The organism is Chelativorans sp. ZYF759 (assembly GCF_012911015.1).
Classification (GTDB): domain Bacteria; phylum Pseudomonadota; class Alphaproteobacteria; order Rhizobiales; family Rhizobiaceae; genus ZYF759.
In genome coordinates this window covers 70888-96104 of the sequence record NZ_WVVV01000012.1, presented here as the reverse complement: position 1 = coordinate 96104, position 25217 = coordinate 70888, and the positions used below count along the sequence as shown (strand labels likewise).

The following is a 25217-nucleotide window of genomic DNA, read 5'->3' as shown; positions in this document are numbered from 1 at the left end:
ATCGGTTTGCCCGAATGGACGCTTGCTAACGGGCCTCACCAGCCATGGCAAGGGCAATCGGCCGGCCGCGCGCGCCCTTCGAACGCAAAAGGGCCGGACGTACCGACCGGCCCCCTTTCGTATTGTGGAAACCCGGTTGCCCTAGTTCTTGGTGACCAGATCGAAGCGGTCGTTGTTCATGATCTTCACCCATGCGGCCACGAAGTCCTTGACGAACTTCTCCCTGGAATCGGCACAGGCATAGACCTCGGCAAAGGCGCGAAGCTGCGAATGCGCGCCGAAGATGAGATCGACCCGGGTGGCACGCCACTTCTGCTCGCCGGTGTTGCGGTCGCGACCTTCATAGGTGCCGTCGGGCAGCCCCTCCCACTCGGTCTCCATGGTGAGGAGGTTGAGGAAGAAGTCGTTGGTCAGCTGACCGACATTGTTCGTCAGAACACCGTGGTCGGTTCCGCCGGCATTGGCCCCGAGCACCCTCAGGCCGCCCAGAAGCACCGTCATTTCCGGGCCGGTCAGCGCCAGCAGCTGGGCACGGTCGACCATCGCCTCCTCGGGCTGCATGAACTGCTTGCCGGAGAGGTAGTTGCGGAAAGCATCTGCCCGCGGCTCGAGCGCCCGGAAGGAATCGACATCCGTCTGTTCCTGGCTTGCATCCATGCGACCGGGGGAGAACGGCACGGAGATGTCCACGCCGGCATCCCTGGCGGCCTTCTCCACGGCGGCCGTGCCGGCGAGCACGATCAGGTCCGCGAGCGAAACCTTCTTCTCGCCGGTCTGGGCATCATTATAGGCCTTCTGGATAGCTTCCAGCTTCTCCAGCACCTTGGCCAGTTGGCCCGGGTCGTTGACCTCCCAGTCCTTCTGCGGCGCGAGCCGGATGCGCGCGCCATTGGCGCCGCCGCGCTTGTCGGAACGGCGGAAGGTCGAGGCGGAGGCCCAGGCGGTCGAGACCAGTTCGGAGACAGTCAGGCCCGAAGCGAGGATCTTCGACTTCAGATCGGCGATATCGTCGTGGCTGACCAGTTCATGGTCGAGCTCGGGAATCGGATCCTGCCAGATCAGGGTTTCTTCAGGCACGAGCGGTCCGAGATAGCGGACCTTCGGGCCCATGTCGCGGTGGGTGAGCTTGAACCAGGCGCGCGCGAAGGCATCGGCAAACTGGTCCGGGTTCTCGTAGAAGCGCCGCGAAATCTTCTCGTATTCGGGATCGAAGCGCAGTGCCAGATCGGTCGTCAGCATGGTGGGTACATGCTTGCGGGAGGGATCATGGGCGTCCGGCACGTCGGCCGGCGCATCCTTGGCTTTCCACTGGAAGGCACCCGCCGGGCTCTTGTGGAGCTCCCACTCGAATTTGAAGAGATTGTCGAAGAAGTGGTTGCTCCAGCGCGTCGGTGTCTGCGTCCACGTCACCTCCGGTCCGCCGGTGATGGTGTCGGCGCCAAGCCCCGTGCCATGGCCGCTCTTCCAGCCGAGGCCCTGGTCCTCGACGGCCGCGCTTTCCGGATCGGCGCCGATCAACGACGGATCGCCCGCACCGTGCGTCTTGCCGAAAGTGTGACCACCCGCGATGAGCGCGACGGTCTCTTCGTCGTTCATGGCCATCCGGTAAAAGGTCTCGCGGATATCCTTCGCCGCTGCGATGGGGTCCGGCTTGCCGCCCGGTCCTTCCGGGTTGACGTAGATGAGGCCCATCTGCACGGCGGCCAGCGGCTCCTCGAGCTGGCGCTCGCCACTGTAGCGCGAATCACCCAGCCAGGTGCCCTCGGGGCCCCAGTAAAGCTCTTCGGGCTCCCACACGTCCTTGCGTCCGCCGGCAAAACCGAAGGTCTTGAAGTCCATCGATTCAAGCGCCGCGTTGCCGGCCAGGATCATCAGGTCGGCCCAGGAGATCTTGCGGCCGTATTTCTGCTTGATCGGCCACAAGAGCCGGCGCGCCTTGTCCAGATTGGCGTTGTCTGGCCAGGAATTGAGCGGGGCAAAACGCTGCTGCCCGGCGCCGGCGCCGCCGCGGCCGTCGGTGATGCGGTAGGTTCCGGCCGAGTGCCAGGCCATGCGGACCATGAGGCCGCCATAATGGCCGAAATCCGCCGGCCACCAATCCTTCGAGTCGGTCATCAGCGCCTTGAGGTCGGCCATGACCGTATCAAGGTCGAGCGTCTTGAATTCCGCCGCATAGTCGAAATCCTCGCCCATCGGGTCGGACAAATTCGAGTTGCGGTGGAGGACCTCGATGTCGAGCGCCTCGGGCCACCAGTCGCGATTGCGGTGTCCGCGGCCACCGCCGCCACCCATCGGGCATTTGCCGGCGTTGTCGTCTGTCTTGGCGTCCATGATCGTTCCTCGCTCGGTCTGAAAAAGGCAGCGCGGCCGGCTGATCCCATCGGCACGACGCACTCCACCCAAATTGGAATGGTTCCAGACTATCGCGTTCCAGCCATAGATACAAATTGCCAATTCTGTTCAGTTTGATAATCGCTCCTTATGATCAGATTGACCATCCGCCAGCTTGAATATTTCGAGGCGCTGACAGAGACGCTGCATTTCGGCCGGGCGGCCGCGCTTGCGGGCGTGACCCAGCCGGCACTGTCGTCTCAGATCGCGGAGATGGAGCGGCGCCTGGGATGTCGTCTCTTCGAGCGCGGCGCACGCGTGGTGCGGTTGACGGAAGAAGCAAATCTTCTGCGACCGCGTATCGAGAGGCTGTTGAGCGAGATCCGCGAGTTGGAGGCCTTCACTGCCAAGGACCGCCATGCCATGGAGGGCCGGTTCCGCCTCGGCGTCATTCCCACCATCGCGCCTTATTTTCTGCCCGCGGTGCTCCCCGTTCTCAAGACACGTTTTCCTCACCTGTCGATCGAACTGCGCGAATCCGTGACGCAGACATTGGTCGGCGAGACCGTAGGCGGGCAGCTGGATGCGATGATTGCGGCGCTCCCACTGGACCATGGTGCGCTGAGCGTGGCGACACTCTTCGAGGATCGTTTCCTGCTGGCGGTTCCAGCGTCCGATCCCGACTTCGCCTCGCCGCCGGTCGCGCCGGAAAGTCCGGCGCTGGAGAGACTGATGCTGCTGGAAGAAGGCCATTGCCTGCGCGACCAGGCCCTGGCGATCTGCGGGTCCATCCGCCCGGTCGCCATGGCCAGTTACGGAGCGACCAGCCTGACCACGCTGCTGCAGATGGTCGCCCACGGCCAGGGCATCACGCTGATACCGGAAATGGCGGCGGCCTCCGCCCCGCAATCCGGCATCAACATCGTGCCGTTCGCGCCGCCCGTCCCCATGCGGACGATCGGCATGGCCTGGCGGCGCAATTCCAGCCGCCAGTCCGTGTGCCGCGCGCTGGCGGAAATCCTGTCGGAGTTCGGCGCGGGTTCAGCCCGTGGCGAGCTGAATGGCGAGCAGCAGCCACATGCCGGCGAGTAGCACGAAGCCGGCCATGAAGGCGGGCTGGCGATAGCGTATCCGGTTCGAGGTGACGTGGATGATCGTGTGGATCACCCGCGAGGCCACGAACAGCCAGGCGAGCACGATGGCAAGCGTGCCGGCGCCACCCGCCGCCAGAAGCGCCAGACAGCCGGCGTGGAAAAGCATGGGCAGTTCGAACTGGTTTTCGAGATTGTTGCGCGCGAAGAGACTCGATGGCGGCTCGTTCTGGTTCTCCCGGAATCCGGAAATCCTGGCCTCTCCAGCCATCACCGCCTGCCTGCGGCGCAGGCCAAGCAGGACATAGACGGCAAAGACCAGGGCCACATGGGCGATCATCGGCCAGAGTATTGCGGTTTGGGTCATGGGGAATCCTGTGTGGTGTGCGGCTAGCATACGCGCCATGCGTGCCCACGGATTGCAACAAGGCTGTGGCGCAATCCACGGTTCAGGTCCCTTCAAACGACGAAGGGCGGGCCTGCGGCCCGCCCTCGGTTGTCGCGACCTTCAGCCCTCAGGGCAGCGACGGCACCCGGAAATCCGGGATCCGGCCCGTCAGCGCATTGAGGAACGCCTCGATGTCGGCCACCTCCTCGTCGGGCAGTTCCACAGCCAGCATCTCCTGCGCCATGACCCTGATCGCCTCATCGAGCGTGGCGACATTGCCGTTGTTGAAATAGGGATAGGTGAGCGCGACATTGCGCAGCGTCGGTGTCTTGAAGGCGTGGCGATCGAACTCCTCCCCCGTCACCACAAAACGGCCCATATCGGTCGAGCCCGGCACCTGGATGGAATGGAACAGGCTGTCCGTGAGGGCCGGGCCGCTGTGACAGGCCACGCAGCCGCGCTCCACGAAGGCCGCCATGCCGCGCTTCTGCTGTTCGCTCATGGCACCTTCGTCGCCGGCCAGCCAGAGGTCGAGCGGCGATCCGGGTGTGGTGAGCGTACGCTGGAACGCGGCCAGCGCCAGCGCCATGTTCTCGTCGCGGATCGGGTCTTCATCGCCCGGGAAGGCCGCGTCGAACATCTCTCTGTACATCACGAATTCGCCCAGCCGCTGCACCGCGTCGCCGATCGGCATGGCCATCTCGATCTCGGCCTCGATGGGTCCGAGCGCCTGGTCCTCCAGCGTATCGGCACGACCATCCCAGAACTGGGCACCGAAGAAACCGGAATTGAGCACGGTCGGCGTATTGCGCTCGCCGATCTGCCCGTCATGTCCGGTGGCGCGCGGAATACGGTCGGTATAGCCGAGCGCGGGGTTGTGGCAGGTGGCGCATGAGATGACACCGCTCGCCGAAATGCGCGGTTCGAAGAACAGGAACTTGCCGAGCTCGATCTTCTCCGGCGTCATTGAATTGTGAGCGGGAATGGGCGGGATGGCCGGAATCGGCTCGAAGAACTCCCGGTACTGCGCATAGTCCGCGAAAGCCGGCGCGCTGGCGGCAAGAACCAAAGCGACCGCCCCAATCGCCCCCCTCAGTCTGCCTGCCATCCGCGTCATCGTCTTTCTCCTCGGTCGAAGCGCTGGCCCGCCCAGCGATTTTGCAGCGCAGCATAGAATGCCGACCGCGCCCGGCATTTGATCGAGATCAAGGTGGGAGCGCGCGTCGGCGAGACAGGCCAAGGCAATGGCCAGGCGAAAGTGACGGTAAACTCGTGTTGATAAGCGGTCTCGCGGCGCGGCAAGACCTCTCCGCCACTAACGGAATGATCAAATGTGTGGCAGCATGCCAATTACTGCGCCATGTCGCTCCGTCATCATTCTCAAGAAATGAAGCGGAACACGGCTGTCGCGACAGTGCTGCCGGGTCGCCTAGTGGTAAGGGCCAGGGGGGCGATTACTCCTGAGCGCGGGTTCGAATCCCGTCCCGGCATCCACGCGCCTTTCCACAGGCCTACATCATTCCCGGATAATTCGGGCTTTCGCGGGTGATCGTCACATCGTGGGTGTGGCTCTCGCGTAGACCCGCATTGGAGATGCGGACGAAGGTTGCCTTTTCGCGGAGCTCGGCGAGATCAGCCGCGCCGACATAACCCATGGCCGCCTTGAGCCCGCCGACGAGCTGGTGCAGCACGCCGGAAACCGGTCCCTTGTAGGGCACCTGCCCCTCGATACCCTCGGGCACCAGCTTCAGCGTGTCGCGCACCTCGGCCTGGAAGTAGCGGTCGGCAGAGCCGCGTGCCATCGCACCCACCGATCCCATGCCGCGATAGGCCTTGTAGGAGCGGCCCTGGTGCAGATAGACCTCGCCCGGGCTCTCATCCGTGCCGGCCAGAAGCGAGCCGACCATGGCCGCCACTGCGCCTGCGGCCAGCGCCTTGGCGAGATCGCCGGAAAACTTGATGCCGCCATCGGCAATCACGCCGATGCCGGCCTTCTGCGCTTCTTCGGCGGCGCCGAGAATGGCCGAGAGTTGCGGCACGCCGACGCCGGCCACGATGCGGGTGGTGCAGATCGAGCCTGGCCCGATGCCGATCTTGACGGCGTCCGCGCCGGCATCGATCAGCGCCTTGGTGCCGTCGGCCGTCGCCACGTTGCCGGCAATGATGCGCACCGAGTTGGAGAGCTTCTTGGCGCGCTCCACGGCATCGAGCACGCGCTGGGAGTGGCCGTGCGCGGTGTCGATCACCAGCAGGTCCACCCCGGCGTCGATCAGGCGCTCGGCGCGCTCGAAGCCGTCATCGCCCACGCTGGTGGCGGCGGCGACCCGCAGGCGGCCCTGGTCGTCCTTGGTGGCATGGGGATTGAGCTGCGACTTCTCGATATCCTTGACGGTGATGAGGCCGACGCAGCGGCCTTCGGGATCGACCACCAGCAGCTTCTCGATGCGGTGCTGGTGGAGGAGCCGCTTGGCTTCGACCTGGTCGACATTCTCGGTCACGGTGATGAGGCTGCCGCCGGTCATCAGCTCGCTGACCTTCTGGGCCGGATCGGAGGCGAAACGCACGTCGCGGTTGGTCAGGATGCCGACCAGCCTGCCGGTATGGTGGCCGCCCGTGCCGCCATTCTCGACGACCGGGATGCCCGAGATTCCATGCGCGCGCATCAGCGCCTGGGCATCGCCCAGCGTCGCATCCGGGCCGATGGTGACGGGATTGACCACCATGCCGCTTTCGAATTTCTTGACCTGGCGGACCTCCTCGGCCTGCTCGGCCGGCGTGAAATTGCGGTGGACGACGCCGATGCCGCCGGCCTGCGCCATGGCGATGGCGAGCCTTGCGTCGGTGACGGTGTCCATCGCCGCCGAGAGGATCGGGATGTTGAGGTCGATGTCGCGGGCAATGCGCGTGCGCACGTCCGTCTGGCCAGGCATGACAACGGAATGTGCGGGCTGCAAGAGCACGTCGTCGAAGGTCAGTGCCATCGCACCGGTCGCGGTTTCGATGATTTTCGCCATGGAGCGCCAGCCCTGGTTGGCGGTAAGCGCAATGCGCCCGCGAGGCCTGTGGCCGGCGGCGACTCGCATGCGGGTCCCGTATGAAGATTGGCGCTGGCAGGTACCACGTCACAGGCGGGTTGAAAAGAGCGGGCGTGGCCGGAACCGCCGCCGCGGGGGGGACGCTGGCACTCCTATCCGGTGAGTGCCAAAATTTTTCACGGGTCCTCTTGAACGGCGATTCTGGCGCACCCAGATCATCGCCGCGGCGCCGCTTGCGGGCCGTGCCCCGCACGCCCTTCGGGCCTGCGGAGGAACCTCTCGAAAACCTGTTTGTCCTTTGAGGAGAACAAAGATGACGTTCCGTCCCCTCCATGACCGAGTCCTGGTCCGCCGCGTCGAGGCCGAAGAAAAGACGGCCGGTGGCATCATCATCCCCGACACCGCCAAGGAGAAGCCGCAGGAAGGCGAGGTGATCGCCGTCGGCCCGGGCGCGCGCGACGAGTCCGGCAAGCTGGCCCCGCTCGACGTCGAGGTCGGCGACCGCATCCTGTTCGGCAAGTGGTCCGGCACCGAGATCAGGCTCAATGGCGAGGACCTCCTGATCATGAAGGAGTCCGACGTGATGGGGGTGATCCAGGCCGAAGCCGCGATGCAGAAGGCCGCGTAAGCGCCTTCCCCCTGCCCAGTCAGAATTGCTGCCTATGATGGAGTAGAACAATGGCTGCGAAAGACGTGAAATTCCATGCCGATGCCCGCGAGCGCATGTTGCGCGGCGTCGATATCCTCGCCAATGCGGTGAAGGTCACGCTCGGCCCCAAGGGCCGCAACGTCGTCATCGACAAATCCTTCGGCGCCCCGCGCATCACCAAGGATGGGGTCACAGTCGCCAAGGAAATCGAGCTCGAGGACAAGTTCGAGAACATGGGCGCCCAGATGGTGCGCGAGGTGGCTTCCAAGACCAATGATCTGGCCGGCGACGGCACCACCACGGCCACCGTGCTGGCGCAGGCCATCGTCAAGGAGGGTGCCAAGGCGGTCGCCTCCGGCATGAACCCGATGGACTTGAAGCGAGGGATCGATCTCGCGGTCGAGGCCGTTGTCGCGGAACTGAAGAAGCAGTCGCGCAACGTGACCCGCAATGACGAGATCGCCCAGGTCGGCACCATCTCGGCCAATGGCGACGCCGAGATCGGCCGGTTCCTCGCCGAGGCGATGGAGAAGGTCGGCAATGAAGGCGTCATCACGGTCGAGGAGGCCAAGAGCCTGGAGACCGAGTTGGAAGTGGTCGAGGGCATGCAGTTCGACCGCGGCTATCTCTCGCCCTATTTCGTGACCAACCAGGACAAGATGCGCGTCGAGCTCGAGGACCCCTATGTCCTGATCCACGAGAAGAAGCTGTCGAACCTGCAGGCGCTGCTTCCCGTACTGGAAGCTGTCGTGCAGTCCTCCAAGCCGCTGCTGATCATCGCCGAGGACGTCGAGGGCGAGGCGCTCGCCACGCTCGTCGTCAACAGGCTGCGCGGCGGGCTGAAGGTCGCGGCCGTCAAGGCACCCGGCTTCGGCGACCGCCGCAAGGCCATGCTGCAGGACATCGCGATCCTGACCGGCGGCACCGCGGTCTCCGAGGATCTGGGCATCAAGCTGGAGAACGTGACGCTCAACATGCTCGGCCGGGCGAAGAAGGTGACCATCGACAAGGAGAACACCACCATCGTCGACGGCGCCGGCTCCAGGGCCGAAATCGAAAGCCGTGTCGCGCAGATCAAGGCGCAGATCGAGGAGACCACGTCGGACTATGACCGCGAGAAGCTGCAGGAGCGGCTGGCCAAGCTCGCCGGTGGCGTCGCGGTGATCCGTGTCGGTGGCGCGACGGAAGTCGAGGTGAAGGAGCGCAAGGACCGCGTCGACGACGCGCTGCATGCCACGCGTGCGGCCGTCGAGGAAGGCGTGCTGCCGGGCGGCGGCGTGGCGTTGCTGCGCGCCGTCTCCGCGCTCGAGAACCTGTCGGCCGCCAATGATGACCAGAAGGCCGGCATCGCCATCGTGCGCCGCGCCATCGAGGCGCCGGTGCGCCAGATCGCGGAGAATGCTGGTGCCGAGGGCTCCATCGTGGTCGGCAGGCTGCGCGAGAACACCGATTTCGGCTGGGGCTGGAACGCCCAGACGGGCGAATATGGCGACCTCTACGCGCAAGGCGTCATCGACCCGGCCAAGGTGGTACGCACGGCGCTTCAGGATGCGGCCTCCGTGGCGGGCCTGCTGGTCACCACGGAAGCGATGGTGGCCGAGAAGCCCAAGAAGGAAGCAGCCGCGCCGGCGATGCCGGGTGGCATGGATTTCTGATCCGGGCTTTTGTCAAAACGATCGAGGGCGGTGGCCATGCCATCGTCCTCTTGATTCGTTGCACCGCCTCAGTCGACGATCTCGGCGCCCTCGCTGGTGACCACCACCTTGTGGCTGTGGTCGACCTTGGGCCGTTCGGGCGGGAGTTGCGATCCGGTCGCGATATGGAACACCGTCTCGGCGATGTTGGTGGCATGGTCGCCGATACGCTCGATGTTCTTGGCGCAGAAGAGAAGATGCGTGCAGGCCGAGATGTTGCGCGGATCCTCCATCATGTAGGTGAGCAACTCGCGGAAGAGCGACGTGTAGACGGCGTCGATCTCCTCGTCGCGGTCGCGGATCATGGCGATCGAATCGACGCGGCGCGAGGCGTAGACATCAAGGACGTCCTTGAGCTGCGTCAGGGCAAGGGTCGAAAGCGCCTCGAGGCCGCGGAAGAGCGCGCGCGGCTGGCGGGCTTCGGCGATGGCCGCCACGCGCTTGGCATTGCTCTTGCCGAGGTCGCCCACGCGCTCCAGTTCCGCGGCGATGCGGATCGTGCCGATGATCTCCCGCAGGTCCTCCGCCATCGGCTGGCGCCTGGCGATCATCACGATGACGCGGTCATCGACCTCCCGCTGGAGTTCGTCGAGAACGGCATCGTCTGCGATCACCTTCGCGCCGAGCGCGGCATCGCCTGCAATCAGCGCGGTGACGGATTCGTCGACCATTCGTTCCGCGTGACCGCCCATCGCGGCGATGCGATTGGCCAGGAGCGCGAGTTCCTCGTCGAATGCACGAACGATATGCTGGGACGGCATGTGTCCTCCTGTCTGCCGGCGCGGATGGATTCTTGCGCCCGAATCTAGGCTACGCACATGACAGGAAAAAGAAAGCCGGCACGCTAACCGCCGATGGGCCTGAACAGCGTCATGACCGGCTGCCACGTCCATCCGCTGCCGGTGACCACTTCCGACAATGGCTTGCGGATCTCGGAGGCGTCGAAACGATAGGCGTAGCCTTCATTCACCGTGGGCGCGCCGTCTGGATCGGCGCTGACGCCGAGCTGCGCCCCGCCGTCGAGCGACTTGAAGGTGATGCCCTGGAAGAAGACAACCCGACCGCTGACGCTGCGAATGCCGCCGCCCCAACCGATCTTGTAGGTCTTTTCGAGCACGCGCACCGTGCGGGTGCCCTCGTCGATGTCCAGATAGAAGCGATGGGCCCGCCTGATGCCGCTCGTCGCCATGACGCTCATCCAGTCGGGATCGGCCAGGCGCCACTGGGCGACCAGCTGGCCGGGCCGCTCCTCCACCAGATGGAAGGGCTGGTTGAGGGTGCTGATCGCCAGCAACCTTTGTCGAAGCGTTTCGGCATCGGCCGGCGCGATCGTCTCCGGGGGCGGCAGCCTTCCCGCCCAGGCGCCCCCGCGCGCCAGAAACAGGATGAGCAGCAGGACATAGGCGCCCACTGCGGCCAGCGACAGTCCGGCCCGTTCCGTCAGGGCGATCCAGAGAAAGTTCGGCTCGGGATTTTCCGCGACGAAATCGAGTGCGGCAAAACGTTGCTCGACCAGCGGCGCCGTGGGCGCCTCGATCTCGATCACATACTGCTCGACCGGCAGGATCAGCCCGTGCCGTTCGGTGTCGGAACGGCGATAACGGGCGACCTCGAAAGTGCGGTTGACGAAGTTGGTCGGGCGGGCCTCGAACAGTTCCCGCGCAGCCTCCGTCGCCTCTTCCGGCGAGCCATAGGCGCGGAGCTCGACCTGCGAGCCGTCGTCGAAGGCGCGCTGCTGCAGCCACTCGTCGCCCGGGCCGCCGCCGGCCAGGATGTAGGGCGCGGGGCCAGTTGCCGCGAGGAAGGCGAGGATGCCGATCGGCAATGCAATGGCCACGAAATACGCGGCGAAGAAAATGGCGGCACGCTTCATTGCTGGGCTCCGGCCGGCCTGCCGACTGTGGAATGCAGATGCACGGTGAAGACGGCCCCCTCGCCCGGCCGCGAACGGATGGTCAATCTGGCGTCGTGGCGCGTGAGGATGTGCTTGACGATGGCCAGGCCCAGCCCGGTCCCCTTCTGGGAACGGCTGGTCTCGACATCGACTCGATAGAAGCGTTCGGTGATGCGCGGGATGTGTTCCTCGGCGATCCCCGGCCCGAAATCGCGAATGGAGACGTTCACTTCCCGATCGTCCGTCGCGCTGCGGTCGTCGATCTCGATCTCGACGCGGCCGCCGGAGGCCCCGTATTTGCAGGCATTCTCCAGCAGGTTCTGAAAGACCTGGTAGAGTTCGTCCCGGCTGCCGGGAACGGTGACCGGCGCATCGCCGAGCTTGGCCTTGACCTCGACGCCGGATTCTCTTGCCATGTGGCCCATCGTCTCGATCACCTGCCGGAGCACGGCGCGGAGATCGACCGGCGTGGTCGGCCGCACATAAGTCCGCATCTCGAGCCGCGAGAGGGAAAGCAGATCATCGATGAGCCGTGCCATGCGCTCGGTCTGGTTCTGCATGATCTGGAGGAAATTCTCGCGCGCCTTCTCGTCATCGCGCGCCGGACCGCGCAGCGTTTCGATGAAGCCCGAGATGGAGGCCAGCGGGGTGCGCAGTTCGTGGCTGGCATTGGCGATGAAATCGGCGCGCATGCGGTCGATGCGGCGCGATTCGCTCTGATCCCTGAAGACCATGGCAAACACTCCGGCGCCTCGACCGAGAGGCATTGCCGCCACGCGAAAAGCCCGTTCGACAGGTACGCGCTCGGCATATTCGATGATGGCGGGCGCCGCTTCGCCGGACAGGACGCGCGCGACCAGATCCTGCATCTCGGGGACACGAAAACGCATCTGCAGGAGCAGGCCCTCGGGGAGTTCGCCGAAGGCCGCCTGCGCGGCTTCGTTGGCATGAAGGACCGCGCCGGAACGGTCGAAGATCACGAGTGCGTCGGGCACCGCGGCCGCCAGGTCGATCGCCGTCAGCCTTTCCAGGTCGGCGCGCGCCCTGACAAGTGCGGGCGGTGACTGGGACGGCAAGGTCGCGGGCGACCCGCGCGGCGCGACGAGCGCCACGGCGACCACGCCGATGAAGGCCAGCACCGGCAGCCACCAGCCCGCCTCAGGCCAGGCGGCGACCACGAGCAGCGCCAGGGCGGCGGCGGCCAGCGTCCATCTCGCATTGTGAAGCCGGGCTCGCGCAAGCCCTGCCCGTCTGGTTTCGCTCATGGGTGTCGATGCCCCGTCGGCCAAAGCCATGGTGCCGAACCGTCCGGGCGTGTGGGTGGACGGTCCAGCCTGCCCCCAATAGCATGAAAGCCTCACCGGACAAGGCTGGCCGCGCCGTGCGCGTCGTGTTTTCCTCCTCTATGCAAGCGCTCCCGCCCGGCGCAATGTGGCGCTCCGAACTGAAGAAACGGCGCAGGGATCAAGACATGAGAGACGTTCCGGCGGGTGCGATCGAGATAGAGGTCGACGGCAAGATGCGCAGCTTCGACATCGACGATCCGAAATTGCCTGGCTGGGTCGAGAAACGGCATCTGTCGGCGGGCGGATATCCCCATGCCGAACGCATGAAGCGCGGCGCGTACGAAGCGTCGCTGAAAGCGCTGCAGATCGAACTCGTGAAGCTGCAATACTGGCTCCAGGAGACGGGCGAGCGCGTGCTGGCCATCTTCGAAGGGCGGGACGCGGCAGGAAAAGGCGGCACCATTTTCGTGCTGCGCCAGTACATGAACCCGCGCTCTGCCCGCAACGTGGCGCTGACCAAGCCGACGGAGACCGAGCGTGGCCAGTGGTACTTCCAGCGTCACGTGGCGCATTTCCCCACCGCCGGCGAGTTCGTGACCTTCGACCGCTCCTGGTACAACCGCGCCGGCGTCGAGCCGGTCATGGGCTTCTGCACGCCCGAGGAACACGCGAAGTTCCTGACAGAGGTGCCGGGTTTCGAGCGCTCGATCACCGACGAGGGCATCCGCTTCTTCAAGTTCTGGCTCAATATCGGCCAGGAAACGCAACTGAAGCGCTTTCACGAACGCCGCCATGATCCGCTGAAGACCTGGAAGTTCTCGCCGATCGACGTGGCCGGCCTGACGCGCTGGGAGGATTACACGCGCGCCCGCGAAACCATGTTCCGCCACACGCATACCGACCACGCGCCGTGGACGGTGATCCGCGCCAACGACAAGCGGCGTGCGCGGCTGGCGGCGATCCGCCACGTCCTGCTCTCCATCCCCTATGAGGGCCGCGACATGCAGGTGATCGGCGACCAGGACCCGGAGATCGTCGCAAACGATCCCGGCCTGGTCAGCGGCGCGGATGCTTCCTGAGCGGGTGGTGGGTCTTTTCCCAGTGATGCGGCCGGCGATATAATTCCCATAACGCGCGCCACGCGGCGATCGACATCGCCAGCCAGTAGGCCGGCGTCCACAAGACGACCTTCCAGAACGCGGTCCGCTCGCCAGGGTGCAGGACGCGGCGGCCCAGCAACAGATAGGCCGTGAAGCCGACGAAGACATTGACTGCATCCACTGCCAGGAGAGCCGCGTGGTAGCCGCCCAGCGTTCCGGTCGCAGCCACCAGCAGGGCGATCCACACCAGCGTCAGCGCGAAGATGACGTAGGCGAGCGACGACACGACGAGGCCGATCAGCATGACCTGCGACACGGCGAAGCGCGCGACGCCCGTCTCGCGGATGAGACGGCGCGGGTCGCGCATGTGGACGAGCCAGGTCTGCATCCAGCCCTTGAACCAGCGGGTGCGTTGCCGGCCCCAGTTGAACAAGGCTTCCGGCGCATCCTCCAGCGTGGGGCGGGTGATCGTCTCGGAGCGATAACCGAAACGCGCAAGGCGCAGCCCCAGATCGGCATCCTCGGTCACATTGAACGGGTCCCAGGCGCCGACCGCTTCGAGCGCCGCCCGGCGGAAGTGATTGGATGTCCCACCCAGCGGCAGAATAAGCTGATGCCGCGCCAGCCAGGGCAGCAGACCGCGAAAAAGCCCGGCATATTCGAACGCAAAGAGGATGGGCAGCAGCTTCTTCTGGGTGGGCACGACGACTAGCGGCGCCTGAAGACAGCCGAGCGCGTCATCCGAGGCACGGAACCGCTGCCAGGCTTCGTGGAGCTGGTCCGGATGTGGCTGATCCTCGGCATCGTAAAGCGTGACGAACTCGCCCGAACAAAGCGGCAGTGCATAGGACAGCGCCTTGGGCTTCGTGCGCGGCTGGCCCTTCGGCACGCGGATGATCTCGATGCATGGGTTGAGGCGAAATGCCGTCAGGGCTTCGAGGGTCGGTGCATCATCCTCCTCGCAGATCAGCTTGATCTCGAGCTTGCTGCGCGGCCAGCGAAGCCGCGAGAGCGCCGCCAGCACTTGCGGGACGATTTCCGCTTCGCGGTAGAGCGCGACCAGTACGGAATAGACGGGCAGTTCCTCAGCCGGCGCCGGCTCCAGCGGGCGCAGTTGGGGGGGCGTCGCGGTCATGGCGGCGGCGAGACGCAGCATCACGCAAGCCAGGAAGGCCAGCGAGAAGAGCACATGGACCGCCAGCCATGCGCTGGAGGCGTCGAGCCAGAAGGCGAATATGAGACTTGTCGCGATGGCGCCGCCAACCACGCCCTGCCCGCCCGCAAATACCTGACGCGCGGAGTGTTCGGGCTGTTCGATATACAGCGCGGTACGGGCATGCTCCGAGATATCCTCGCTGGCGGCCGCCAGCAGGGCTTTGCGCAATACGGTCGGCACCACGATCCCCAGGCGATCGCCCAGCCCCGGTCGGGACTGGACCACGCGATGCAATTCGGTCAGTTCGACCCGGGAGGGCGACAGAAGCAGGCGCATATGCTCCCCCTTGTCCCGGGCAAGGGCCATCGCGACGCCGCGATGCTCCCTGAGAGCCATTTCGCGCTCGCTGCGGCGCATGAGGAGCTGAGACGCCGCGAGTTGCTCCACTACCGGCAGTTCCAGTTCGCGCGCGATCTCGCGGCAGAGGCACGCCTCATCCACGACCCCGCTGGAGAACAGTTCGATCTGGAACGAGGTGCCGTTGGCATCGGCGCGTCTCAAGAGGACGCCGATGGCCTGTTGCGCGAGACCCAGCCGAAGCAGGATCGGCCACCAGGCATCGGGCACCTCCGCTTTCGACACGGGCGGCGGCAGCAGACGCAGATGTGGAGCCCGTCGGACCGTTCCCGGCTGGTCTCCGCTGGCAACCGATCGAATGAGAGACGCCGTCGCTGAGTCGGCGTAAAACTCAGACATCGCCTGTCCGCCCGTCCCCTGTTTCCCCAGCGGCATGCAAGATCAGTAGGGTCCGTTCGTCAACCAGAAATCGCAACTGCCGCGCCATCTCGCGTGCATTTTCGGCGTTGACAGAGCGCCCCTGCCCTGCTGACTGGGACCGGATTTTGTCCGTGTCTCAGGTAGCGATATTGCCGATCAAGTCTGTCATCGTCGCCGTTCTGCTTTGCCTGGCCTCGGTTCTACCGACGATCGCGCAGGAGGGACCGACCATCCCTCAATATTGGGACGAGCGGGAGCGGTTGCCTGCGCCCGACATTTCCGCGCTCGAGCGGGTGCGTTTTCTCACCACCAACGATTTCCCTCCCTTCAACTACCTTGACGAGGCGGGGCGGCCGGCCGGCTTCCATGTCGAACTGGTACGGCTGATCTGCGCGGAACTCGATATTTCCGACATCTGCCAGATCCAGGTGATTCCGTGGGATGAACTGGAGGAGGCGCTGGGCGCGCGCCGGGGCGAGGCGGTGATCGCCGGCCTTGCCGTCACGGCCGAAACGCGCGACCGGCTCGCCTTCACGCGGTCCTATCTCCGGTTTCCCGCCCGCTTCATCGTGCAGCGTGGCTCCCCTCTGACGGAGCCCCTGCACCAGTCGGTCGCCGACAGACGGGTCGGGGTCCTGGAGGGATCAGCGCATGAGGCGATGCTAAGGGACTATTTCGGGGCGGCTCGCCCCGTCACCTATTCGCGCCAGAGCTGGATGATGCGCGACCTGCGCGAGGGCCGCATCGACGCGGTCTTCGGCGACGGGATGCGGCTCTCCTTCTGGCTGGCGGATGCGGCGGCCGAGAATTGCTGCCGCTTCGCAGGCGGCCCGTATCTGTCGGCGGAGTTTCTGGGCCTGGGACTGGCCATCGCCACCCGCCGCGAAGACGAGCCGCTGGCCAGGGCCTTCGACTATGCGCTGCGCGAGATCAGCGTCAGCGGTCGTTTCGCGGAACTCTACCTGCGCCACTTTCCGATCGGCTTCTACTGACGGGCGGCGGCTCAGGCCTTGCGGTGGCGAATGCTGGCCGCCCGCTCGATGGCGTTGACGACCGGCCGCTCGAGTTCGAACCTGTCCTTCACGATGTCCAGCATCCGGTGTTCTTCCGGGTTCAACGACCGGTCCGCAATGGCGACATCCACCGCCAGGGCGTAGGCGGTTTCGCGAAGTTCGGGCGTCAGCGCGTCGTGAATAAGGGTCAGGATCCCTTCCAGGCCGACCTCCTCGTCGGACAGCAGCTTCTGGCAGCCCTGCGCCACCTCGAGGGTCCGCGCGTGCTCGAATTCGGAGAACACCGGCAGGGTGCGCACGACCGCGCCGATGCGGGCGAGTTCCGCGTCGCCCATGTCGCGGTCCGAGGCCGATACGATGACCATGAGGTGGATGAGGGCTTCCTGGGGTGACGAGAGGGTCATGTGATGTCCTTTTGGCGGAGTGCGCCCGGCGAAGTTAGGAAGGCGGCCACCGCTTCGCAATCAAAAAGGAACCGCATGATTGACGCATTGCGCCGCCACGCCTAGACGAAAGTCGACGCTCGGCAGGTCCGGGCCAGCAATCCCTTCCCACAAAGACCCGTCCGATGACCCAGCCGACCTCAGCACCCGCCGATCTTTCGCCCGAACTCGTCGCCGCAGCAGCCGAGAGCAAGGCCTGGCCGTTCGAAGAGGCGCGCAAGATCGTGAAGCGTTACGAGGGCGGCGACTGGCCGGCAGCGGTGCTGTTCGAGACCGGATACGGACCGTCCGGCCTGCCGCATATCGGAACGTTCGGGGAGGTGGCGCGCACGACGATGGTGCGCCATGCATTCCGCGTCCTCACCGAAGACAAGGTGCCGACGCGCCTGCTCTGCTTCTCCGACGATCTGGACGGGATGCGCAAGATTCCGGACAGCGTGCCGGACCGGACCGCGCTGGAACCCTATCTGCACATGCCGCTGACCGCCGTGCCGAATCCCTTCGGCGGCGAGCATGGGAGTTTTGGCCACCACAACAACGCGATGCTGCGCCGCTTCCTGGACACGTTCGGCTTCGACTACGAGTTCGCCAGCGCCACCGACTACTACAGATCCGGCCGTTTCGACGACATCCTGAGGAGGGTGGCGGAGCGCTATGACGCGATCATGGACATCATGCTGCCGACGCTCGGCGAGGAACGGCGCGCCACCTATTCGCCCTTCCTGCCGATCTCGCCCAAGACCGGGCGCGTGCTCTACGTGCCGATGAAGAAGGTCGATGCCGAGAACGCCACCATCACCTTCGACGAAGATGGCGAGGAGACGACGCTTCCCGTCACCGGCGGCAATGTGAAGCTTCAGTGGAAGCCCGATTTCGGCGCCCGATGGGCCGCGCTCGGCGTCGATTTCGAGATGTTCGGCAAGGATCACGGGCCCAACATGGGCGTCTATGACCGCATCTGCGAGGCGCTGGGCGGACGCGCGCCCGAGCATTTCGTCTACGAGCTGTTCTTGGACGAGAACGGCCAGAAGATCTCCAAGTCGAAGGGCAACGGGCTCACCATCGATGAATGGCTGACCTACGCGCCGACGGAAAGCCTGGCGCTCTACATGTTCCAGCGCCCGCGCCAGGCCAAGAAGCTCTATTTCGACGTCATCCCGCGCGCCGTGGACGAATATTACCAGTTCCTCGCCGCCTATCCGAAGCAGGACTGGAAGGAGCGGCTGGGCAATCCGGTCTGGCACATTCATTCGGGCAATCCGCCGGCGATCGAACTGCCGGTCTCGTTTGCACTGCTGCTCAATCTCGTCAGCGCCTCCAATGCGCATGACAAGGGCGTGCTGTGGGGCTTCATCTCGCGCCACGCGTCCGGCGTGACGCCCGAGAGCCATCCCGAACTCGACCGGCTCACCGAATACGCGATCCGCTATTTCGACGATTTCGTGAAGCCGACCAAGGTCTTCCGCGCGGCGGACGAGGTGGAGGCGGCAGCGCTTCAGGCGCTGGCCGACACGCTCGCCGTATTGCCTTCGGATGCCGATGGAGAGGCGATCCAGAACGCCGCGCTCGACGTGGCGCGTGGAATCGAGCGCTACCAGGACCACAAGAAGAAGAGCCCGACTGGCGGTCCGGGCGTTTCGGTGGCCTTTTTCCAGATGATCTACCAGGTGCTGATCGGCCAGGAGCGCGGCCCCCGCTTCGGCTCCTTCGCGGCACTTTACGGCATCGACAACACCCGCGCGCTGATCGACAAGGCCCTGAAGGGCGAACTCCTGGCGAAGCCCGCCTAGCCGCCTGGCGGCGGGCCGAACAGGCCGCGCTGCGCCGCACGGGCCTCATCGATCGCGTCGCCATATTCGGCGGCGCCTTCGCGGACCCAGCCATTTTCGGCAAGCCACAGCGCCGGGTCCGCACCGGCCACGGTGCATTTCACGGTAAGTGTCTCGCGCAGCGGTGTGGCCGGAACGATGCAGGAAAGGGCGCGGGCGCGCAGGAAGTTGCGGAAGGCGGTGCGGGCGTGGGCACCGCATGGCCATTGCCGGCCCTCATGGTCGCACATCTCCTCGGGATCGACCGTCTCGATGCCGGCCAACGCGATGTCATGGCCCTGCGCCTGGACCAGCCCGGCCGCCAGCGCCACGGGTCGATGCAGCACCGTCTCGCGCGGCGGCATGTTGGCCGGGTCCGGCGCGGCGCCAAGCGGGCTGAGCGGCAGGCGCGCTTCCTGCCTGACCAGTTCCCCGCCGTCGATCCGGGGCACGGCGACGACTTCCGGCGCGATCGGCCGCGCATTCTGGACGCGTGGCGTGCGCTGGGAGGATGGCTGCGCAACCACAGAAGACGCGGGGGCTGCCGTTTCTACCGGGTCTGGTGCATCGTTCACGATAGACGGCCGCAGCCACAGAAGCGCCAGCCCCACGCCGACGATCACCAGCATGGAGAGGAGCGCGCGCAGCATGCTACTGGCTCGCCCAGACGATGCGGGCCACCCATTCGACTTCTTCGACGGGCACGGCCCGCTCGCCATGTTCGGGATTGACGGAGAGAAGCTCCAGCGCGCGCGTGCCGCGCTTGGTGAGGATCTTGGCCATCACCTCGCCGCCGCGCGTCTTGACCACCACGCGGTCGCCCTTGCGGACGGCGGCGGCCGGATCGACGATGAGGAGATCGCCGTTCCTGTAGAGGGGCAGCATGGAATCGCCCTGGACTTCCAGCGCATAGGCGCCCTCGCTTGTTGCGGCGGGCAGGTCGACCATCTCCCAGCCATGGCCGACGGGAAAGCCGGCATCGTCGAAGAAGCCGCCCGCACCCGCCTGGGCGAAGCCGATCAGCGGCACGCGGCTGGCGGCGGCCGCCTGGCCTTCTTCGATCAGGGCCAGCATCTCGGGCAGCCCGCAGCCCGTGGCCTGCATGATCTTGGCCAGAGATTCCGTCGACGGCCAGCGCGGACGCCCGTCGGCCGAGCAGCGCTTGGACTTGTTGAAGGCGGTCGAATCCAGGCCGGCCCTGCGCGCAAGGCCCGATGGCGACATGGAATAACGTTCGGCCAACGCGTCGATGGCGGCCCAAATGCGGGCGTGCGAGAGCATCCGCTCCCTCCGTGACAGGAAAATATGCCTTCTGCGGAAAATATGGCGGGAGACGTCAAGAGTCCAGCAAGGCCGACGGCCAATACACTGCCAATCGAAGGAAAAACAGGATGATGGATCGTTTTGTGACGATTTCGGGCTGCTCGGGCGGCGGCAAGTCGACGCTGGTGGCAGAACTCGCGCGGCGCGGCCATGCGGTGGTGGCGGAGCCCGGCCGGCGCATCGTGCGCGAAGAACTGGCGGGCGACGGCACGGCCCTGCCCTGGATCGACGGCACGGCCTTCGCGCGCCGCGCCATCGCCATGGCGCTGGACGATCTGGAAAAGGCGGCCGCCCAGCCGGGCCTCGTCTTTTTCGACCGCGGGCTGGTCGATGCGGCCGCGGCGCTGGAACATCTCACCGGCGAGCCGGCCATCGAGGCAGCCGCGCGGCGGCATCAGACCCACCGCCAGGTGTTCATGGCGCCGCCCTGGCCGGAAATCTACCTCAGCGACGCGGAGCGGCCACACGGGTTCGAGGCGGCCGTGGCCGAGTATGAGAGGCTGCTTGCCGCCTATGCGGCGCTGGAGCACGAGCTGGTGATCCTGCCGAAGGTCCCGGTGGCGGAACGGGCCGATTTCGTGTTGGAGAGGGTGAAAGTCGATCGAAACTGACGGGTCTTCGGCGTCAGGGAGTTGTGTTGTCCACATCGCGCGAAGAATGCAGAACGCGAACGATTTCGACGAGGTCGTCGCCAACCCTGTAGAAGATGATAAAGGGCGGGACCGACATCTTCCGAAGGCCCCGTCGCCCAGGACGCAATACACGCGGTCCCATGTTGGGTCGAAGCGCCAGCAGCCCTATTGTCTTTCGGAAACGTCCGATCACGCCATCCGCAGCCACCGGGTTATCCGCCGAGACATAGGCGTGAATATCCTCAATATCGCGCTCGGCGCGAGGCGCGATGATGACATCAAGAGCCAAGGCGCGCCGTCAGGCGGTCGAAGACCACATCAGCGGGGACACCCTTGCCGGCATCCAGTTCCGCAAGGCCTGCATCGATATCCTCGGCCAGCGCCAGATACTTGTCGATATAATGCAGCAGATCCTCGCCCAGCTCTTCGCGAAGGTCTTCGGGGAGGTTTTCAGCGGCCTTCACCGCGCGGTCGAACTTGCTCATGGCGGTCACTCCTGCGGCCATCATAGCAAACCGCCCGCATCCGCAAAAGCCTCACCCCTCGCCCTTGGCGAGATCCCGCACGCCGGCATGGGAGTCGATGAAGGCCTGTTCCGCAGGTGTCAGCGCGCGCGGCGCCAGCCCCGGCGATAAGGCATCCACCACCTCCTGAACCGGCACGAAGCGCTTGCCGCGTCGGTCATAGACGCCGGCCGTGGTCAGGATCATCGCCGCGGTGCGGCCATCCTCCAGGAGAAAGCGGTGGCGGCCGATCATCTGGCGGTCAGTCCACGTCTCGATGGTGGAGACGATCTCGAAACGCTTCCACAGCTTGATCTCGCGCACATAGGCCGATTGCAGCCCGCCCATCATCGGCCCCCAGCCATTGCGCGCGCACAGCGCCCAGAAGCCGGAGCGCAGGAAGATGTCGATGCGCCCGACATCGGCCAGCATCATGTAGCGGGCATTGTTGAGATGCATGTTGCGGTCGATGTCGTGCGGCAGGCAGCGGAAGGACAGCCGGCTTTCATCCCCGAAACGGAACGGCCCGCGCCGCTTCGATGTCGCCGCCATCCAGGCAAGGCGTCCCCAGACATACATACGCGCTGTCTCCGAAGAGAAAGGCCGGGCGGTCATCCGCCCGGCCGATGGCTCTTAGATGGCGATCAAGCCGCCTGCTTCTCGCCCGCATAGGGATCGAAGCGCTGGTAGAAGCTCTCGCCCTTGGCCGCCATGTCCTTGAGCAGCGCCGGCACGTCGAACTCCTTGCCGTATTTCGCGCCCAGGCGCTCGGCGAGTTCGACAAAGGCCTTGGCCCCCATGCCGTCGATGTAGGAGAGCGCACCGCCCGTATAGGGGGCGAAGCCGAAGGCAAGGATCGAGCCGACATCGGCCTCGCGCGGGTCGGTGACGATCCCCTCCTCCATCACGCGGGCCGCTTCCAGCGCGATGGTGACGAGGAAGCGCTGCTTCAGCTCCGTCACGTCGAGCTTGTCGGGGTCCTGCTGCTCATAGAGGTCCTTCAGGCCGGGCCACAGATGCTTCTTGGCCGGCTTCTCGGGATAGTCATAGAAGCCCTTGCCGTTCTTGCGGCCCAGGCGCCCATGCGTGTCGACCATCGTGTTGATGAGCTCGAACTGTTTGAGATCGACCGCTTCCTCGCCGAGATCGCGGATGGTCTGCTTCATGATCTTCTGGGCCAGATCGATGGCCGTCTCGTCGGTCAGCGCCAGCGGTCCGACCGGCATGCCGGCCATCTTGGCGGCATTCTCGATCATCGGCGCGGGCACGCCCTCGATCAGCATCTTGAAGGCTTCCGACATGTAGCGCAGCACGCAGCGATTGACGTAGAAGCCGCGCGTGTCGTTGACGACGATCGGCGTCTTCTTGATGGCGCGCACATAGTCGATCGCCACCGCCAGCGCCTTGTCGCCCGTCTTCTCACCCATGATGATCTCGACCAGCATCATCTTGTCGACCGGCGAGAAGAAGTGGATGCCGATGAACTGCTCGGGCCGCTTCGAATTGGTCGCGAGCGAAGAGATGGGGATCGTGGAGGTGTTGGAGGCGAAGGTCGAGCCTTCCGGCATGACGGCTTCCGATTTCTCGGTAACGCCTTTCTTGACCTCGGAATCCTCGAACACCGCCTCGACCACTAGGTCGGCACCGTCCAGCTTTCCGTAATCGGGCGTGGCCGTGATGAGCGACAGGAGCTTCTCCTTGTCCTCCGCCGTGGCACGGCCCTTCTTGATCAGGCCGTCCATCAGCTTTTCGGAATGGGCCTTCCCCTTGTCGGCCGCTTCCTGGTCGCGGTCGATCAGCACCACGGGGATGCCGGCCTTGGCGGTGACGAAGGCGATGCCCGCGCCCATGAAGCCGGCGCCGAGCACGCCCACCTTGGAGAATTTGGTCGGCGCGATGCCACCGGGACGACGCGCGCCCTTGTTCAACTCCTGAAGCGAGACGAAGAGCGAGCGGATCATCATCTTCGCTTCGGTCGTCTGCATGATCTCGGTGAAGTAGCGCTGCTCGATGCGAAGCGCGGTGTCGAACGGCACCAAAAGCCCCTCATAGGCGCATTTCAGAATCGCGGTGGCAGCCGGATAATTGCCATAGGTCTCGCGACGCAGGATGGCGATTGCCGGCGGCCAGAGATTGGCGCCCGCGGCCGAATAGACGGGACCGCCGGGCAGCTTGAAGCCCTTCTCGTCCCAGGGCTGGACCGGCTTGAGGCCGTCCCTGATCATCTTCTTGGCCGTCTCGATCAGCTGATCGGGCGCGGCGATTTCGTGGATCAGGCCCATCTGCTTGGCCTTTTTCGGCGTCAGCGTCTGGCCCGTGGTCAGCATCTGCAGCGCCTGCTGCGGATCGGTCAGGCGTGGCACGCGCTGGGTGCCGCCGGCGCCGGGGAAGATGCCGACCTTGACCTCGGGCAGCGCCATCCTGACCTTGTCACTATCGGCGGCAACACGGCCGTGGCAGGCGAGCGACAGCTCGAACGCGCCACCCATGCAGGTGCCGTTGATGGCCGAGACCCAGGGCTTGCCGGAGGTCTCGAGCTTGCGCCACAGCCAGCTCATGCGGCCGGCGCCGTCGAACAGCATCTTGATGGCGGCGTCGGGGTTCTTCTGCTTTTCCTCGGCGAAGAGGCCCAGCATCTTCTGCAGCATGGTGAGGTCCGCGCCGCCGGAAAAGGAATCCTTGCCGGAGGTGATGACGGCACCCTTGATCGCCTCGTCGCCGGCAACGGCCTCGATGATCGCCTCCAGCTCGTTCATCACCTCCTCGGTGAAGACGTTCATGGAGCGGCCGGGCGAATCCCAGGTGACGAGCGCGATGCCGTCGGAATCGGTTTCGACGGTGAAGTTCTTGTAGTCGGTCATGATTGTTCTCCTCCGGCCCGGTCAGACGCGCTCGATGATGGTGGCGGTGCCCATGCCGGCACCGATGCAGAGCGTGACCAGGGCGGTGTTCAGATCGCGGCGTTCCAGCTCGTCCAGCACGGTGCCGAAGATCATCGCGCCGGTGGCACCCAGCGGGTGCCCCATGGCGATGGCGCCGCCATTGACGTTCATCTTGGCCGGATCGATGTCGAAGGCCTGCAGATAGCGCAGCACAACGCTGGCGAATGCCTCGTTGAGCTCGAACAGGTCTATGTCGTCGAGCGTCATGTTGGCCTTGGCCAGCAGCTTTTCGGTCACGTCGACCGGGCCGGTCAGCATGATGGCGGGCTCGGAACCGATATTGGTGAAGGCCTTGATGCGGGCGCGGGGCTTGAGGCCCATCGTCTCGCCGGCAGCCTTGGAGCCGAGCAACACCGCGGCTGCGCCATCGACGATGCCGGACGAATTGCCGGCATGGTGGACGTGGTTGACGCCCTCGATCTCGGGATAACGCTGGACGGCGACGGCATCGAAGCCGCCCATCTCGCCCGGCATCACGAAGGAGGGGTTGAGCGAGGCCAGCGACTGCATGTCGGTCGAAGGCCGCATGTGCTCGTCATGGTCGAGGATGGTCATGCCGTTCTGGTCCTTGACCGGAACGACCGAGTTCTTGAAACGCCCGTCCTTCCAGGCTGCGGCCGCGCGCTTCTGGCTCTCCACCGCATAGGCATCCACGTCATCGCGCGAAAAGCCGTATTTGGTGGCGATCAGGTCGGCAGAGATGCCCTGCGGCATGAAGTAGGAGGGCAGGCCGACCGAGGGGTCCATGAACCAGGCGCCGCCCGACATGCCCATGCCGACGCGGCTCATCGATTCCACACCGCCCGCGATCACGATCCCGTCCGAGCCGCCGGCGATCTTGGCCGCGCCCAGATTGATGGCGTCGAGGCCGGACGCGCAGAAGCGCGAGATTTGGAGACCGGGGGCCTTGTTGTCGTAGCCGGCCTCGAAGGCGGCCGAGCGCGGGATCACCGAGCCGGCCTCGCCGACGGGATCGACGCAGCCGAAGATGATGTCGTCGACCTTGGTCGTGTCGAGCCCGTTGCGGTCGCGCACGGCTTCCAGGACCTTGGCGCCGAGGCGCACGGCCGGAACCTCATGCAGAGAGCCGTCCTTCTTGCCGCGTCCGCGCGGCGTGCGCACGGCGTCATAGACAAATGCATCTGCCATCTG

At 65.4% G+C, this 25217-nt stretch carries 23 protein-coding genes and 1 tRNA gene; 8 read left to right on the top strand and 16 right to left on the bottom strand.

All coding sequences use genetic code 11. From position 1 onward, the window contains the following. Positions 1 to 141: 141 nt before the first annotated feature. Positions 142 to 2331, bottom strand: coding sequence for a catalase/peroxidase HPI (gene katG / locus GRZ55_RS17655; RefSeq protein ID WP_169288275.1), 2190 nt, complete (start codon positions 2329 to 2331; stop codon positions 142 to 144). Positions 2332 to 2481: 150 nt separating this feature from the next. On the opposite strand from katG, the gene GRZ55_RS17650 reads away from it, so the two are divergent. Continuing rightward, positions 2482 to 3423 carry a hydrogen peroxide-inducible genes activator gene (locus GRZ55_RS17650; RefSeq protein WP_169288274.1) on the top strand — a complete coding sequence of 314 codons (942 nt, stop codon included), beginning with the start codon at positions 2482 to 2484 and terminating at the stop codon, positions 3421 to 3423. On the opposite strand, the gene GRZ55_RS17645 is transcribed toward GRZ55_RS17650, so the two are convergent. Both GRZ55_RS17645 and GRZ55_RS17640 read right to left on the bottom strand, forming a co-directional pair. After that, positions 3373 to 3789, bottom strand: a complete 417-nt coding sequence (locus GRZ55_RS17645) for an MAPEG family protein (RefSeq protein WP_169288273.1) — start codon at positions 3787 to 3789, stop codon at positions 3373 to 3375. The genes GRZ55_RS17650 and GRZ55_RS17645 overlap by 51 nt on opposite strands. Before the next feature lie 148 nt (positions 3790 to 3937). Continuing rightward, entirely contained in the window at positions 3938 to 4927 is a 990-nt protein-coding gene (locus GRZ55_RS17640; RefSeq protein WP_169288272.1) for a cytochrome-c peroxidase, read from the bottom strand. A gap of 301 nt (positions 4928 to 5228) precedes the next feature. Between GRZ55_RS17640 and GRZ55_RS17635 the strand changes: the two genes are divergently transcribed. Next, positions 5229 to 5304 (top strand) — tRNA-Arg (locus tag GRZ55_RS17635). A gap of 17 nt (positions 5305 to 5321) precedes the next feature. Here GRZ55_RS17635 and guaB read toward each other — a convergent pair. Next, positions 5322 to 6824 (bottom strand): IMP dehydrogenase, encoded by a 1503-nt coding sequence (guaB, locus tag GRZ55_RS17630; RefSeq protein WP_169288271.1) that lies wholly within the window; start codon positions 6822 to 6824, stop codon positions 5322 to 5324. A gap of 334 nt (positions 6825 to 7158) precedes the next feature. Here guaB and GRZ55_RS17625 point away from each other — a divergent pair, with 334 nt between their 5' ends. Both GRZ55_RS17625 and groL read left to right on the top strand, forming a co-directional pair. Then, on the top strand, positions 7159 to 7473 hold the full coding sequence (locus tag GRZ55_RS17625; protein WP_169288270.1) for a co-chaperone GroES: 315 nt from the start codon (positions 7159 to 7161) through the stop codon (positions 7471 to 7473). A gap of 50 nt (positions 7474 to 7523) precedes the next feature. Further along, positions 7524 to 9149: a chaperonin GroEL gene (gene groL / locus GRZ55_RS17620; RefSeq protein ID WP_169288269.1), complete on the top strand. Its 1626-nt coding sequence runs from the start codon at positions 7524 to 7526 to the stop codon at positions 9147 to 9149. Positions 9150 to 9217: 68 nt separating this feature from the next. Here groL and phoU read toward each other — a convergent pair whose 3' ends face one another. The 3 genes from phoU to GRZ55_RS17605 all read right to left on the bottom strand — a co-directional run bounded on the left by phoU (position 9218) and on the right by GRZ55_RS17605 (position 12347). Then, the gene (phoU, locus tag GRZ55_RS17615) at positions 9218 to 9949 is read right to left on the bottom strand and encodes a phosphate signaling complex protein PhoU (RefSeq protein ID WP_169288268.1); all 732 of its coding nucleotides are present in this window, start codon (positions 9947 to 9949) and stop codon (positions 9218 to 9220) included. 83 nt (positions 9950 to 10032) lie between these two features. After that, the gene (locus GRZ55_RS17610) at positions 10033 to 11061 is read right to left on the bottom strand and encodes a hypothetical protein (protein ID WP_169288267.1); all 1029 of its coding nucleotides are present in this window, start codon (positions 11059 to 11061) and stop codon (positions 10033 to 10035) included. Further along, positions 11058 to 12347, bottom strand: coding sequence for an ATP-binding protein (locus GRZ55_RS17605; RefSeq protein WP_169288266.1), 1290 nt, complete (start codon positions 12345 to 12347; stop codon positions 11058 to 11060). Before GRZ55_RS17605 ends, GRZ55_RS17610 begins: the two co-directional genes overlap by 4 nt. Positions 12348 to 12553: 206 nt before the next feature. Between GRZ55_RS17605 and ppk2 the strand changes: the two genes are divergently transcribed. Then, positions 12554 to 13447, top strand: coding sequence for a polyphosphate kinase 2 (gene ppk2, locus GRZ55_RS17600; protein WP_169288265.1), 894 nt, complete (start codon positions 12554 to 12556; stop codon positions 13445 to 13447). Here the strand turns inward: ppk2 and GRZ55_RS23795 are convergent. Beyond that, positions 13425 to 15266: a glycosyltransferase family 2 protein gene (locus GRZ55_RS23795; protein ID WP_169288264.1), complete on the bottom strand. Its 1842-nt coding sequence runs from the start codon at positions 15264 to 15266 to the stop codon at positions 13425 to 13427. The two genes, ppk2 and GRZ55_RS23795, sit on opposite strands and share 23 nt — an antisense overlap. A 266-nt stretch (positions 15267 to 15532) precedes the next feature. On the opposite strand from GRZ55_RS23795, the gene GRZ55_RS17590 reads away from it, so the two are divergent. Continuing rightward, positions 15533 to 16393, top strand: a complete 861-nt coding sequence (locus GRZ55_RS17590) for a transporter substrate-binding domain-containing protein (RefSeq protein WP_368856638.1) — start codon at positions 15533 to 15535, stop codon at positions 16391 to 16393. A gap of 11 nt (positions 16394 to 16404) precedes the next feature. On the opposite strand, the gene GRZ55_RS17585 is transcribed toward GRZ55_RS17590, so the two are convergent. After that, entirely contained in the window at positions 16405 to 16818 is a 414-nt protein-coding gene (locus GRZ55_RS17585; protein ID WP_169288263.1) for a tellurite resistance TerB family protein, read from the bottom strand. Positions 16819 to 16982: 164 nt separating this feature from the next. Here GRZ55_RS17585 and GRZ55_RS17580 point away from each other — a divergent pair, with 164 nt between their 5' ends. Next, positions 16983 to 18647 carry a lysine--tRNA ligase gene (locus GRZ55_RS17580; RefSeq protein WP_169288262.1) on the top strand — a complete coding sequence of 555 codons (1665 nt, stop codon included), beginning with the start codon at positions 16983 to 16985 and terminating at the stop codon, positions 18645 to 18647. Here GRZ55_RS17580 and GRZ55_RS17575 read toward each other — a convergent pair. Both GRZ55_RS17575 and GRZ55_RS17570 read right to left on the bottom strand, forming a co-directional pair. Next, positions 18644 to 19315 carry a thermonuclease family protein gene (locus tag GRZ55_RS17575; protein WP_169288261.1) on the bottom strand — a complete coding sequence of 224 codons (672 nt, stop codon included), beginning with the start codon at positions 19313 to 19315 and terminating at the stop codon, positions 18644 to 18646. The two genes, GRZ55_RS17580 and GRZ55_RS17575, sit on opposite strands and share 4 nt — an antisense overlap. Position 19316: 1 nt before the next feature. Next, positions 19317 to 19946, bottom strand: a complete 630-nt coding sequence (locus GRZ55_RS17570; RefSeq protein ID WP_169288260.1) for a helix-turn-helix transcriptional regulator — start codon at positions 19944 to 19946, stop codon at positions 19317 to 19319. Between the two features lie 113 nt (positions 19947 to 20059). Between GRZ55_RS17570 and GRZ55_RS17565 the strand changes: the two genes are divergently transcribed. Continuing rightward, complete coding sequence (locus tag GRZ55_RS17565) at positions 20060 to 20599, top strand: AAA family ATPase (protein ID WP_169288302.1); 540 nt, start codon at positions 20060 to 20062, stop codon at positions 20597 to 20599. A gap of 13 nt (positions 20600 to 20612) precedes the next feature. Here GRZ55_RS17565 and GRZ55_RS17560 read toward each other — a convergent pair whose 3' ends face one another. From GRZ55_RS17560 to GRZ55_RS17540, 5 genes are all read right to left on the bottom strand, one after another. Beyond that, positions 20613 to 20909, bottom strand: coding sequence for a type II toxin-antitoxin system RelE/ParE family toxin (locus tag GRZ55_RS17560; RefSeq protein ID WP_169288259.1), 297 nt, complete (start codon positions 20907 to 20909; stop codon positions 20613 to 20615). Then, complete coding sequence (locus tag GRZ55_RS17555) at positions 20899 to 21105, bottom strand: hypothetical protein (protein WP_169288258.1); 207 nt, start codon at positions 21103 to 21105, stop codon at positions 20899 to 20901. Before GRZ55_RS17555 ends, GRZ55_RS17560 begins: the two co-directional genes overlap by 11 nt. A gap of 51 nt (positions 21106 to 21156) precedes the next feature. Next, positions 21157 to 21702, bottom strand: a complete 546-nt coding sequence (locus GRZ55_RS17550; RefSeq protein WP_169288257.1) for a thioesterase family protein — start codon at positions 21700 to 21702, stop codon at positions 21157 to 21159. Positions 21703 to 21767: 65 nt separating this feature from the next. Further along, positions 21768 to 23984 carry a 3-hydroxyacyl-CoA dehydrogenase NAD-binding domain-containing protein gene (locus GRZ55_RS17545; protein WP_169288256.1) on the bottom strand — a complete coding sequence of 739 codons (2217 nt, stop codon included), beginning with the start codon at positions 23982 to 23984 and terminating at the stop codon, positions 21768 to 21770. Positions 23985 to 24005: 21 nt separating this feature from the next. After that, positions 24006 to 25214, bottom strand: coding sequence for an acetyl-CoA C-acetyltransferase (locus tag GRZ55_RS17540; RefSeq protein ID WP_169288255.1), 1209 nt, complete (start codon positions 25212 to 25214; stop codon positions 24006 to 24008). Positions 25215 to 25217 lie beyond the last annotated feature (3 nt).